The sequence below is a fragment of the Dactylosporangium sucinum genome (assembly GCF_014647515.1).
Classification (GTDB): Bacteria; Actinomycetota; Actinomycetes; order Mycobacteriales; family Micromonosporaceae; genus Dactylosporangium; species Dactylosporangium sucinum.
The window spans coordinates 70,597-83,111 of record NZ_BMPI01000002.1; the positions used below are offsets into that span (position 1 = coordinate 70,597).

Genomic DNA, 12,515 nt, shown 5'->3' on the forward strand with positions numbered 1-12,515 from the left:
ATGCACGGTGCCGTCGCGCTCATCGAGATCGGCGCGGTGATCCTCGGGCTCGGCCTGCTCGGGGCGCTCTCCGCCAAGTTCTCCATCTCCCCCATCCCGCTGTACCTGCTGGCCGGCCTCGCGTTCGGCAAGGGCGGCATCCTGCCGCTGGCCACGAGCGAGGAGTTCACCGCCACGGGCGCCGAGATCGGCGTCATCCTGCTCTTGTTCACGCTCGGCCTGGAGTACACCGCGCCCGAGCTCGTCGGCACGCTGCGGCACAACGCCGTCGCGGGCCTGGTCGACCTCGTCCTCAACGCGGCGCCGGGCGTCGCCGTGGCGCTGCTGCTGGGCTGGGGCCCGGTCGCGGCGGTCGCGCTCGGCGGCGTCACGTACGTGACCTCGTCCGGCATCACCGCGAAGGTGCTCGCCGACCTGCAGTGGCTCGGTAACCGCGAGGTGCCGATCGTGCTGTCGCTGCTGGTGTTCGAGGACCTGACGATGGCGGTCTACCTGCCGATCCTCACCGCGCTGCTGGCCGGCGTCGGGCTGATGGCGGGGCTCACCACGCTCGCGATCGCCGCGGCGACGATCACCGTGATCCTCATCGTGGCGCTGCGGTTCGGCCGCTACGTCGAGCGGTTCGTCAGCTCGCCGAACGAGGAGGTCCTGCTGCTCAAGGTGCTGGGCCTCACGGTGCTGGTGGCCGGCGTCGCCCAGCTGCTGCAGGTCTCGGCGGCGGTCGGCGCGTTCCTCGTCGGCATCGCGCTGTCCGGGCCCCTCGCGCACACCGCGCGGGAGCTGCTGTCGCCGCTGCGGGACCTGTTCGCGGCGGTGTTCTTCGTCTTCTTCGGCCTGCACACCGACCCGAACGCGCTCCCGCCGATGCTCGGCTGGGCGCTGCTGCTGGCCGCGGTGGGCCTGGCGACGAAGGCGGCGACCGGCTGGTGGGCGGCCCGCCGGGCCGGGATCGGCCCACTCGGCCGGGCCCGGGCCGGAATCGCGCTGACCCCGCGCGGCGAGTTCAACATCGTCATCGCCGGCCTGGCGGTGGCGGCCGGGCTCAATGACAAGATCGGCCCGCTCGCGGCCGCGTACGTGCTGGTCCTCGCGGTCGCCGGCCCGATCCTGGCCCGGTCGCTGGAGCCGATCGTGCGCTGGCGCCTGCGCCGCCGCGGCACCGAGCCGGAGCCGGCGGTCGAAGCCGCCTGAGTCACGCGGCGTGCAGCGGCGCCGGCGCGATCCGAACAGGAACGCCCGGCCCATGATCAAGGGAAACCTCCGGCCGCCGGAGCGACCAGACGTTTCCCTTGATCGTGGAGCCCGGCGCCGTTACGGGGCCAGGGTGGCGATCAGGGCCACCGCCTCCGCGCGGTCCATCTCCAGGCCGCGCACGTACGCGGCCGTGTGGCGGTGGGCCGGCGCCCCGTGGCGGGTGCGGTGGGCGTGGGCGCGGCCGATCCGCTGCGCCGTCAGGCCCACCGTGCGGCCGATGCCCGTCACCGCGCCCCACAGCAGCGCACCCGCCTCGCCGTCGCCCGTCAGCGTCAGCGCGCGGGCCAGCGACAGCGTCGTCACCAGCCAGGAGCTCACCGTCGGCGAGTCGCCCAGCCGGCCGGACAGCAGCAGCGCCGCCTGACGGGCCTCGTCGTGGCGGGCCTGGTCCAGGGCCACCTCGACGCCCAGCCAGCCCGCGACCGTGACGACCCAGCCGTAGCCGCACTTGCGGGCCGAGCGGCGGGCCTCGGCGAGCAGGTCGGCGGCGGCGGTCAGGTCGCCGCGGAGGTACTGCGCGTGCCCCGACACCATGCCGGCCTGGGCCCGCAGGTCGGGCCAGCCGACGACGTCGGCGGCGCGGTACGAGCGAGCGGCGGCGGCACCCGCGAACGCCGCGTCGCCCGAGGCCGCCGCCACGAACGACAGTGCGCACAGCGCGTCCGCGCGCAGGTAGTCGTGCCCGGCCCGCTCGGCCTCCCAGACCGCCGCGTGGGCCTGGGCGACCGCGTCGGGGACGTCGCCCGCGATCGAGCGCAGCGCCGACAGGCCCAGCTGCGCCCGGCTGCGGGCCGCCCGGCCGGCCGACGAGCGGTCCTGGCCGGCGGCCGCCAGGGAGGCGCGCAACCACGCGGTGCCCTCGGCGGTGGCGCCGTGGTGGAACCAGTACCAGGCCACGCCGCCCGCCACGTCCACCGCGGCGGCCCCGTCGCCGTCGGCGAGCGCGTGCCGCAGGGCAGCCCGGACGTTGCGCCGCTCCCGGTGCAGGCGGCGCAGCCAGTCGTCGGCCGCGGCCGTGCGCAGGCCGGCGGCGGCCTCGCCGGACAGCCGGCGCGCCCAGTCGCGGTGGCGGCGCACGGCCCGGGCCCGCTCGTCGTCGTCGATGAGCCCGGCGGCGTACTGCCGCAGCGGGCGCCCCAGCCGGTACCGGTGCGCCACCCCGGTCTCCCGGTCGCGCACCACCTGCACCAGGGACCGCGCGACCAGCCCGGGCAGGCGCGCCCGCTGCCCGGGGGCGACGGCGTCCATCGCGTCGAGGTCGAAGCCGCCCTCGAAGACGGCCAGCCGGCCGAGCAGCGCGGCGTCGCCCGGCAGGAGCGCCCCGCCGATCGGGTCCGCGGCGGGTCCGAGCAGCCCGGCCGGATCCTCACGCAGGTGTACCGCGAGCGCCGCCACCGGCAGCGCCCGGGTCAGGGCGGCGGCCCGCTCGACGGCCGCCGGCAGGCACCCGACCGCCGTGCAGACGGCGGCGGCCAGCCCCCGGTCGGGCGCCTCGGCGGCCCGCGCCACGAACAGGTCGACGGCGTCGCCGAGCGGCAGCGGGCCGAGCTCCAGCAGCGCCTCCCCCGGCAGCCCGAGCGGCTCGCGCGCGGCGGCCAGCACCCGGGTCGACGCGGCGAGCCGCTCGGCCGGCACCGGGCCGGACCCGTCGACGACGAGCAGCCGCGTCTCCGGCCCCGGCTCGCCCGGCCAGAGCACCGGCGGCACCCCGGTCAGCTCCGCGTGCCGATGGGCGTACTCCTGCACGAGCCGGCTCTTGCCCACGCCCGGCGGGCCGGTGACCGTCACGACCCGGGCCGCGCGCAGCAGGTCGCCCAGCGCCGCCAGCTCCGCGCTCCGCCCGACGATCGGCGCCGCCGGTACCGGAAACTCGACCGCGGCCGGAGCGGGGGCCGGGCCGTCGAGCGTGACCGGCTCGTGCCGCAGGATGGCCGCCTCGAGGGCGTGCAGGGGCGGGCCGGGGTCGACGCCGAACCGGCCGGAGAGCGTCGCCCGGGCCTCACGGAGCACGGCGAGGGCGTCGACCTGGCGTCCGGAGCGGTACAGCGCCACCGCCAGCAGCTGCCAGAGCCGCTCCCGGCCGGGGTGCTCGCGGGCCAGCCCGGACAGCTCGGCCACGGCCGCCTCGTGCCGGCCCAGCCCGAGCTCGGCTGCCATGCGGTCGATGCGGGCCTGGACCCGCTGCTCCTCCAGCCGCCGCGCGGCGGCGAGGGCGAACGGCGCGTCGGGGAAGTCGGCGTAGGCACCGCCCCGCCACTCGGCGAGCGCGGCGTCGAGCAGCTCGCGGCCCGGCCCGTGCCGGCCGGCGGCGACCAGCTCCTGCCCCTCGGTGGCGCGGCCGCTGAACCGGTCGGCGTCGAAGCAGCCCGGGGCGGGCCGCACCGCGTACCCGGCGCCGACCCGCACCAGAACCCGCGACGGCGAACGCGGCGGCCGGTCCGGCTCCAGCGCGCGACGCAGCCGGGCCAGGTGGCTGTGCACGGTGCCGAGGGCGGTCGCCGGCGGCTCGGCGCCCCAGAGCACCTCGACGATGCGGTGGAACGCCACCTCCTGGCCGCCGGTGCTGAGCAGCAGCGCGAGCAGCATGCGGGGGCGGAGGCCGCCGAGGTCCACCGGCCGCTCGCCGAGCGTGACCTCCAGTGGTCCGAGGACGCCGAATCGCGGGTCAGCCATGCACGCTCCCAGTGGTTCACTTCGCCTGCACCTGTGCAGATGTGTGGTCAGATGTCAGGTCAGATGTCTGGCGGGGCCGGGAGGTTGCGGTGATCATCTGTCGCATGCCGTACCGCGCGGCGGTCGGATCGCCGCCAGCGTGACCGGCGCCGACGCGGTACGGGCGCGGGCCCCGGTCGACCTTGGTGGATTTCCGCTGCCCCGGCGGCCGAAACCCACCAAGGTCAACTTCTGAAACGGACCGCAGGCCGCGCGCATCGACAGGTCAGGGGGTTGTGGAGGCTTTTTCTATGGCTTAGCGTAAGCCGCATAAGAATGGACGTACGCCCCCGTCCCGAAAGGTTCGCCTCCGCCATGAGACGTCGTGCCCTCATTGCCTCCGTGCTGGTCGCCGCGCTCGGCAGCGCCGGGTGCTCAGGAGGTGGCGGCGGGTCCGCCGCCGACCCCAAGCAGCTCACCGTCTGGATCATGGGCGACAGCTCCGCCCACTTCGAGGAGCTCGTCAAGCCCTTCACCGCGAAGACCGGCATCGCCGTCGACGCGGTCGCCATCCCCTGGGACTCGATCGACCAGAAGCTCACCACCGCCGTCGCGTCCGGCAAGGGGCCCGACGTGCTGCAGATCGGCCTGTCGAAACTGCGCACGTTCGCGAGCTCCGGCGCGCTGATGACGTTCGACGACAAGACGCTCGCCGACCACCCGAACCTGGCCGCCGACAAGTTCCTCGACGGCGTCGCCGGGAAGGCCACCGCGATCGGCAACAACGTCGTCAGCGTCCCGTGGGTCAGCGACACCCGCGTGCTCTTCTACCGCACCGACATCCTCCAGGCCGCCGGCATCAGCGAGCCGCCGAAGACCTGGGACGCGCTGCGCGCCGACGCCCGGACGCTCGCGCAGCGCGGCAAGGGCCGGTACGGGTACTACATCCCGCAGTGGGACAGCGCCCTGCCCGTCATCATGACGTGGACGCAGGGCGGCCAGGTGGTCGACGCGTCCGGAAAGATCACCTTCGACACGCCCGAGTTCGGCAAGGCCGTCGACCTCTACACCGGGCTCTACGCGGACAAGAGCGTGCCCACCAACGCCGACTTCGACCAGGTCCAGGGCTTCACGTCCGGCGTGGTGCCGATGCTCGTCTCCGGGCCGTACCTCGCCGGCGCCGTCAGCGCCGCCGCGCCCGACCTGAAGGGCAAGTGGTCCGTCGCCCCGATTCCCACCGGCGGTACCGACGCATCCCTCCTCGCCGGATCCAGCCTCGGCGTCTGGGGCAGCACCGGCAACCGCGACGGCGCCCTCCAGCTCCTCGACTACCTGTCCGAGCCGCAGACCCAGCTCACCTGGTACAAGCTGGACGGCCAGCTGCCGACGGTGAAGCAGGCGCTCACCGACAGCAGCCTCACCGCCGACCCGCTGGTGCAGGTCTACGCCAAGCAGCTCGCGACGGCCCGGCTGCTCCCGCTGGTGCCGAACTGGGACGGCGAGACCGGCAAGGCGCTGCTCGACGCGCTCAACTCGATCGTGCTGAAGGGCGACGGCCGCGACACCGCCCTCAAGAACCTGTACAGCGCCACCGGCGCCACCTCAGTGAACTGATGAGACAGCGCCTCGCACCGTACGCCTTCATCAGCCCCGCGATGGTGCTGCTGCTCGCCTTCGGTGTCCTGCCGATCCTGGTCGCGCTCGGCGTCAGCCTGACCGACCTCAACCTCGCCGGCCTCGGCGACCGCGACCGGATCGGCTTCACCGGCCTCGCCAACTACGAGCGGCTGTTCGCCGACGACGAGTTCTGGCAGGCGCTGACGAACACCGGCATCTTCGTCGTCGTCGGCGTGCCGTCGGTCGTGGTGCTGTCCCTCGCGGTGGCGCTGCTGCTGCACCGCTCCGGGAACCGGTACTTCCGGGCGCTGCGCAGCTTCTACTTCGTGCCCGCCATCACCGCCGTCGTGGCCGTCTCGCTCGTCTGGGGGTACCTCTACAACACCCAGTTCGGCCTGCTCAACCATCTCCTGTCGACGGTGGGCCTGCCCGAGGTGCGGTGGCTCAGCGACCCGCTGTGGGTGAAGTTCTCGGTCGCGCTGGTCGCCGTGTGGCGGGGCACCGGCCTGAACATCATCATCTTCCTGGCCGCGCTGCAGGCGGTGCCGAAGGAGTACCGCGAGGCCGCCGCCCTCGACGGCGCCGGCGAGCTGCGCACGACCGTCAGCGTCGTCGTCCCGCTGCTGCGCTTCGCGATCCTCTTCGTCACCGTCACGACCGTCATCGCCTGGCTGCAGTTCTTCGACGAGCCGTTCGTGCTCACCAAGGGCGGCCCGCTCGGCGAGTCGACGAGCATCTCGCTCTTCCTGTACCAGAAAGGCTTCTCGGTGAGCCAGTTCGGCTACGCGAGCGCCGGCTCGGTCGTCCTGTTCGTCGTCATCGCGGCGGTCACGCTGCTGCAGCTGCGAGTGGTGAAGACCGATGCGGAAGCGTAGAAGCACGACGATCGTCATCGGGATCGTCCTCGGGCTGGGCGCGCTCGTCACCGCGTTCCCGTTCGCCTGGATGGTGTTCGGCTCGGTGAAGCCGCGCAGCGAGTCCGTCGCCTACCCGCCGAAGGTCCTGCCGCAGCAGCCGACGCTGGAGTACTTCCGGCAGCTGTTCGAGGAGCTCGACTTCGGCCGGTACCTGCTCAACACCGTCACCGTCGTCGTCATCGGGATGGCCGGCGTGCTGGTCATGGCCATGGCCGGGTACGGCTTCGCGAAGTTCCGCTTCCGCGGCCGGGAGCCGCTGTTCTTCCTCGTCCTGGTCACGATGATGATCCCGGTCCAGGTCACCATGGTCCCGACGTACCTCATCCTCAACGGCCTCGGGCTCACCAACACGCTGCTGGGCATCGCGCTGCCCGGCCTGGTCTCCGGGTTCAGCGTGTTCCTGTTCCGCCAGTTCATGTCGACGATCCCGGCCGAGCTGCTGGAGGCCGCCCGCATCGACGGCGCCGGGGAGGCGCGCATCTTCCTGCGCGTCGTCCTGCCGCTGTCCCGGCCCATCCTCGCGGTGCAGGCCGTGCTCGCCTTCATCGCCGGGTGGAACAGCTTCCTGTGGCCGCTCATCGTCGCCGACGACGAGCGCCTCTACACGCTCTCCGTCGGGGTGTCGCTGCTCAACCGGCAGATCGCCACCAACCCCTCGCTCCAGATGGCCGCCGCGACCCTCATGGTGGTGCCGATCCTCGCCGTGTTCGCCGTCCTGCAGCGGTTCGTCGTGCAGGGCTTCACCATGTCCGGTCTCAAGTAAGGCGTTGAAGTTCATGCGACTCGCAGGTTTCGTCCGCGCCGACGGCGCACAGCTGCTCGACGGCGCGGGCCGCCCGCTGCTGCTGCGGGGCATCGGCCTCGGCAACTGGCTGCTGCCCGAGGGGTACATGTGGCGGTTCGGCGACGACCTCAGCTCGCCCCGGCAGATCGAGGCCCACGTCGAGCGGCTCGTCGGGCCGCAGCGGGCCGCCGAGTTCTGGGCCCGGTTCCGCGCCGCGTTCGTCACCGAGGCCGACGTGGCCGAGATCGCCGCGCTGGGCTTCGACCACGTGCGGCTGCCGCTGAACTCGCGGGTCCTCATGTCCGACGACGGCGAGTTCCTCCCGGACGGGTTCGCCCACGTCGACAACCTGCTGGACTGGTGCGAGCGCCACGGGCTGCGGGTGCTGCTCGACCTGCACGGGGCGCCCGGCGGGCAGACCGGCACCAACATCGACGACTCGCCGAACGGGCGACCGGAGCTGTTCATGGTGCCGCGGTACCGGCGGCTGACGGTGCACCTGTGGACCGAGATCGCCCGGCGGTACCGTCGCCGCACCGTGGTCCTCGGGTACGACCTGCTCAACGAGCCGCTGCCGAACGAGTGGCAGCACGTCTACGCCGCCCAGCTGGTCGAGCTGTACCGGGAGCTGACCGCCGCGATCCGCGCCGTCGACCCCGACCACCTGCTGGTCTACGAGGGCTCGCACTGGGCGACCAACTGGTCGATCTTCACGGAGGTGCTCGACCCGAACTCGGCGCTGCAGTTCCACCGCTACTGGTGCCCGCCCGACCGCTCCTCGATCCAGCCGTACCTCGACGCGCGGTACCGCCTGGGCCTGCCCATCTACATGGGCGAGGGCGGCGAGAACACGCCCGAGTGGATCTACACCGCGCACCGGCTCTACGAGCAGCACGGCATCGGCTGGAACTTCTGGCCGTGGAAGAAGCTCGACACCCGCACGTCGCCGCTGTCCGCGCGGCGGCCGGACGGCTGGGAGCTCATCGCGGATCCGGCGTCCGATGTGGACCCCGACACCGCCTGGCGCGTCCTGCTGCGGTTCCTCGACGCGGTGGCGCTGCCGGCCTGCGAGCGGCGCCCCGACGTGGTCAACGCGATGTTCGGCCGCGCGCCGCTGCGCGTGCCCGGCTGGGGCTACATCGACCAGCGGGCCCGCTTCCGCGACCGGTTCGCCGGGTTCGACACCGCGAACGTGTGGCACCACCCGTTCGGCGAGCCGTACGGTGCCGACGAGACCGCGCCGATCAGCGTGCCGGCCGGCGAGGAACTGCACTTCCCCCTGGAGCGCCGGCCCGCCGCCTGGCGGGTCGACAGCGACGGGTCCTTCGAGGTCCGCTGGCACGGCGACCGGATCGTCGCCCGGGCCACGACCGCCGCCCGGCTGCGCGCGATCGAGCTGAGCGGGGACTGACGACGAGTATGATCGGGCAACCATGAGCGACCTCGCCGCCGGCCGGCACAGCACCGGCCTTCCCGAGGTGTCGACGGTCACCACCCTGCGGCAGCGCAACAGCGCGCTGGTCCTGCGGCACGTCATCCTCGCCCAGCAGACCACCCGGGCCGACATCGCGCGCGACTGCGGCCTGTCCACCGCGTCCGCCGCCAACCTGGTCGCCGCCCTCATCGCCGACGGCCTGGTCGAGGAGCGCGGCTCGGTGTCGTCGCGGGGCGGGCGGCCGATCGCGGTCATCGCCCCGCGCGCCGAGAGCGCGGTGACGATCGGCGCCGACATCGGCGAGCGGGGCGTCGCGGTGGAGATGTTCGACCTGTCGATGCAGCGCATCGACCGCGAGTTCCGCGGCGGTGCCGAGGAGGAGTCGCCGGAGAAGATCGGCGTCGACCTCCAGGACGCCCTGGAGGCGCTGCGCGAGCGGCACGCGGCCCGCTGGCCGACCCTGCTGGGCATCGGCCTCGGCCTGCCCGGCATCGTCGAGGTCGGCGCCGACGGCCGGCAGCTGCTGTATGCGCAGAGCCTCGGCTGGCCGCCGGTCCCCGTCACGTCGCTGTGCGACGTCGGCATGCCGGTGCTCGCCGAGAACGGCGCGAAGATGCAGGCCCGCGCCGAGCTGTGGTTCGGCAACGCGCGCGGCGCCGGCCACGCGCTGGTCGTCCTCCTCGGCCGCGGCGTCGGCCTGGGCGTGGTCACCGAGGGCCGCCTCATGCAGGGCTCCCACTCCAGCGCCGGCGAGTGGGGCCACACGGTCGTCGAGCGCGGCGGCCGCCCCTGCCGCTGCGGCAACCGCGGCTGCGTCGAGGCCTACCTCGGCGCCGACGCGATCCTGGACGCCTGGCGCCGCACGGGCGCGACCTTCGAGGGCTCGGGCTGGCGCGCGATCGGCGAGCTCCTGACCGCGGCGGCGGCCGGCGACCCGTCCGCCGCGGCGGTCGTCGACGACGTGGTCGACTGCCTGGGCGCGGCCCTGGGCGGCATGGTGAACCTGACCGGCCCGGAGCGGATCGTGATCGGCGGCTGGGTCGGCCTGCGCCTGATGGAGTCCCTGGCCGCCCGCATCGAGGAGTCGATCCGCGCGCACAGCCTGTCCCGCCCGGGCGCCCAGTTCCGGCTGCTGGACGCGGCCTTCGGCGGCGACGCCGTGGCCACGGGCTCCGCGCTGCTCCCGCTGGAGGCGATGATCGCCCAGCGCTGACTCAGCCGGCCCGCTCGACGGCGTACCAGACGGCGTCCCCGTCGGCACGCCCGCGCACGAACCCGGCCTTCTCCAGCACCCGGTGCGAGGCACGGTTGGCGCGATCGGGATCGGCCTCGATCCGCCGCACCTGATCGTTGGAGAACGCGAACCGGACGAGCGCCCGCAGCGCCTCGGTCGCATACCCCTGCCCGCGTGCGGAGGGCACCAGCCCGTACCCGACGACCACGGCCCCCCGCTCGTCCGGCGGCCCGAAGAACCCGATGGTCCCGACCGCGTTCCCGCTGCCCCGCTCGACGACCGCGAGGCACCCGAACACGGGATCGAGGTGCCGCAGGGTCATCCGGGCGGCGTCCCGGTCGTCCTCGACGGGGAACTCCGCATGCCACGCCCGGCCGGTCCGCTCCCCGCCGGCCACGGCCCGCAGCGCATCCTGGTCGAGCGGCTCCAGCACGAGCCGCGAGGTCTCGATCACGGCCGGCATCGTACCGCCGCCGTGGGCCGGGTGGGCTGGTGGGATGTATCGGGGTCGTTGTGTCGGGGCCTCGCGGGGGCGCCCGGTACCGTATGGTCACGCCCGTGCGTCGTATCTTGATCTCTGGCGTTCTCGTCGCGGCCCTGCTCACGGCCGCGTGCACCGATAGCGAGCCCGACCCCGCGGCCTCCGGCAGCACCGCGCCCAGCACCGCCGCCCCCAGTTCCGCCGGGGTCGACTACACCGCCTGGCAGGGCGGGACGTCCACGCCCGTCGCCGACCCCATGTATCCCGGCTACGGCAACCCCGCGCTCGACGTGCTGCACTACGGGCTCGTCCTGGACTGGAAGCCGGACACGAAGACCCTCACCGGGACGGCGACGCTGCGGATCCGGGCCGCGGCCGCGGTCAGTGACCTGAAGCTCGACTTCTCCAAGGCCTACACGATCGACGAGGTGACGGTGAACGGGGCGCCGGCCGGCGGTACCGTCGCGGACACCAAGCTCACGGTCGCCGGCTCGCTGGCCAAGGACGCGTTCGCCACGCTCGTCGTGAAGTACCACGGCACGCCGACGACCGTGCCGATGCCGTCGCACCGGACCGACTCGGAGCCGCTCGGGCTCACCGTCACCAAGGACGGCGGCCTGTGGACCATGCAGGAGCCGTACGGGGCCTCCACCTGGTACCCCGCCAACGACCAGCCGTCGGACAAGGCGCTCTACGACATCGCGGTGACCGTGCCCGAGGGGTGGTCGGCGATCGCGTCCGGCACGGCGCAGGCGCCGGAGGGCACGACGTTCAAGTACACGGCGACGGCGCCGGTGGCGAGCTACCTGACGACGCTCGCCGTCGGTAAGTACCAGAAGGAGACGGCCGCCGGGCCGCACGGGATCCCGCTCACCTACTGGTGGCGGGCCGGCGCCGACGACAAGGCGCTGCCCTACCTGCGCAAGTCGCCGCAGTACCTGACCTGGCTGGAGCAGCGCTTCGGGCCGTACCCGTTCGACAGCGGCGGCGTGCTCATGGTGCCGTCGGCGTCGGGCATGGAGACCCAGCAGATGATCACGATGGGCCTGCCCGACTACGGCAGCGAGGCCGCCTTCAAGACCGGGTTCGACGCCGACCTGCTGCACGAGTACGCGCACCAGTGGTTCGGCGACGCGGTCACCCCGACGAACTGGAACGACCTGTGGCTGAACGAGGGCTGGGCGACCTACGCCCAGCACCTCTACACCAACGAGCGCGACAAGGTCACCGCGAAGGCGTGGGAGGACTGGGCCCGCGGGGTCGACGCCCGCCTGCGCCAGCGGCTCGGCCCGCCCGGCAAGCCGAAGGCGGACAGCTTCGCGGAGAGCAACGTGTACATGTGCCCGGCGCTCATGCTGCACCAGATCCACAAGCAGATCGGCGACACGGCGTTCTTCGCGATGGCCACCGACTGGGCCCAGAAGCACCGCAACACGACCCAGGACCGCGCGTCGTTCATCGCGTTCGTGAACCAGCACACGGGCAAGGACTTCACGTCCCTGATCAACACCTGGCTCGACTCGCCCACCACGCCCAAGTAGCGCCTCAGATCACGGCGATGTCGCGCTCACCCGTGAGCCGCTCCATGCGCAGCCGGCACAGCAGGTTGCCGGCTCCGCTGTTCACCTCGCCGTAGCGCTCGGCCTCCCCCTTGGGGACGTAGCGCTCGGCGATCCGGGTCGCCCACCGGCGCAGGTCCGGTGGGTCCTCGGCCATGGTGACCTCGCCCCGCACGGCCACGAACTGGTACGGGAACCGCTCCACGTCGACGGTGAGCGCCGCCCGCGGGTTCGCCCGCAGGTGGCGTCCCTTCACCGACTCGGTGCCGGTGCTGAAGACGAGGTCGCCGCCGTCGATCACGAACCAGATCGGCGCGACGTGCGGGTCGGCCCGGGTACCGGCCGTGGCGAGCTTGCCCGTGTGGGTGCCCTCGCCGAGGAGGTCCATCACCTCTTGATCCGTCATCGTTGCCACACCTGCAGTGTTGCGCGCGGCGACGCACCGATCGCGCGAGCAAGGGGGTGACCCGCTCGCCGGCCAGTGGCACCCGCCGACCGGATCGGTGCTGCCGCTGCTGCTCTCGGGCCGCCGCGCCCGGTCACCCGAGGTGGGTGCCCATGATCGATGGACGGATTCGGCTG

General features: G+C 73.3%; 10 protein-coding genes. 7 read left to right on the forward strand and 3 right to left on the reverse strand.

Features of this window, described 5'->3' with window-relative positions; all coding sequences use genetic code 11:
• Nucleotides 1-1,191: a cation:proton antiporter gene (locus IEZ31_RS01475; protein WP_190247852.1), complete on the forward strand. Its 1,191-nt coding sequence runs from the start codon at nt 1-3 to the stop codon at nt 1,189-1,191.
• Nucleotides 1,192-1,311: 120 nt separating this feature from the next.
• On the opposite strand, the gene IEZ31_RS01480 is transcribed toward IEZ31_RS01475, so the two are convergent.
• Nucleotides 1,312-3,927 carry an AfsR/SARP family transcriptional regulator gene (locus IEZ31_RS01480; protein ID WP_190247853.1) on the reverse strand — a complete coding sequence of 872 codons (2,616 nt, stop codon included), beginning with the start codon at nt 3,925-3,927 and terminating at the stop codon, nt 1,312-1,314.
• 354 nt (nt 3,928-4,281) lie between these two features.
• On the opposite strand from IEZ31_RS01480, the gene IEZ31_RS01485 reads away from it, so the two are divergent.
• The 5 genes from IEZ31_RS01485 to IEZ31_RS01505 are packed head-to-tail and all read left to right on the forward strand — an operon-like array spanning nt 4,282 to nt 9,872.
• Nucleotides 4,282-5,520, forward strand: coding sequence for an extracellular solute-binding protein (locus tag IEZ31_RS01485; RefSeq protein WP_190247854.1), 1,239 nt, complete (start codon nt 4,282-4,284; stop codon nt 5,518-5,520).
• The gene (locus IEZ31_RS01490; RefSeq protein WP_190247855.1) at nt 5,520-6,398 is read left to right on the forward strand and encodes a carbohydrate ABC transporter permease; all 879 of its coding nucleotides are present in this window, start codon (nt 5,520-5,522) and stop codon (nt 6,396-6,398) included. The genes IEZ31_RS01485 and IEZ31_RS01490 overlap by 1 nt, the downstream gene beginning before the upstream one ends.
• Complete coding sequence (locus tag IEZ31_RS01495) at nt 6,385-7,203, forward strand: carbohydrate ABC transporter permease (protein ID WP_190247856.1); 819 nt, start codon at nt 6,385-6,387, stop codon at nt 7,201-7,203. The genes IEZ31_RS01490 and IEZ31_RS01495 overlap by 14 nt, the downstream gene beginning before the upstream one ends.
• Nucleotides 7,204-7,216: 13 nt before the next feature.
• Nucleotides 7,217-8,635 carry a glycoside hydrolase family 5 protein gene (locus IEZ31_RS01500; protein WP_190247857.1) on the forward strand — a complete coding sequence of 473 codons (1,419 nt, stop codon included), beginning with the start codon at nt 7,217-7,219 and terminating at the stop codon, nt 8,633-8,635.
• 22 nt (nt 8,636-8,657) lie between these two features.
• On the forward strand, nt 8,658-9,872 hold the full coding sequence (locus IEZ31_RS01505) for an ROK family protein (protein ID WP_190247858.1): 1,215 nt from the start codon (nt 8,658-8,660) through the stop codon (nt 9,870-9,872).
• 1 nt (nt 9,873) lies between these two features.
• Here IEZ31_RS01505 and IEZ31_RS01510 read toward each other — a convergent pair whose 3' ends face one another.
• Nucleotides 9,874-10,347: a GNAT family N-acetyltransferase gene (locus IEZ31_RS01510; protein ID WP_190247859.1), complete on the reverse strand. Its 474-nt coding sequence runs from the start codon at nt 10,345-10,347 to the stop codon at nt 9,874-9,876.
• Nucleotides 10,348-10,451: 104 nt separating this feature from the next.
• Between IEZ31_RS01510 and IEZ31_RS01515 the strand changes: the two genes are divergently transcribed.
• The gene (locus tag IEZ31_RS01515; protein ID WP_190247860.1) at nt 10,452-11,915 is read left to right on the forward strand and encodes a M1 family metallopeptidase; all 1,464 of its coding nucleotides are present in this window, start codon (nt 10,452-10,454) and stop codon (nt 11,913-11,915) included.
• Between the two features lie 4 nt (nt 11,916-11,919).
• Here IEZ31_RS01515 and IEZ31_RS01520 read toward each other — a convergent pair whose 3' ends face one another.
• On the reverse strand, nt 11,920-12,339 hold the full coding sequence (locus IEZ31_RS01520; RefSeq protein ID WP_190247861.1) for a PPOX class F420-dependent oxidoreductase: 420 nt from the start codon (nt 12,337-12,339) through the stop codon (nt 11,920-11,922).
• Nucleotides 12,340-12,515 lie beyond the last annotated feature (176 nt).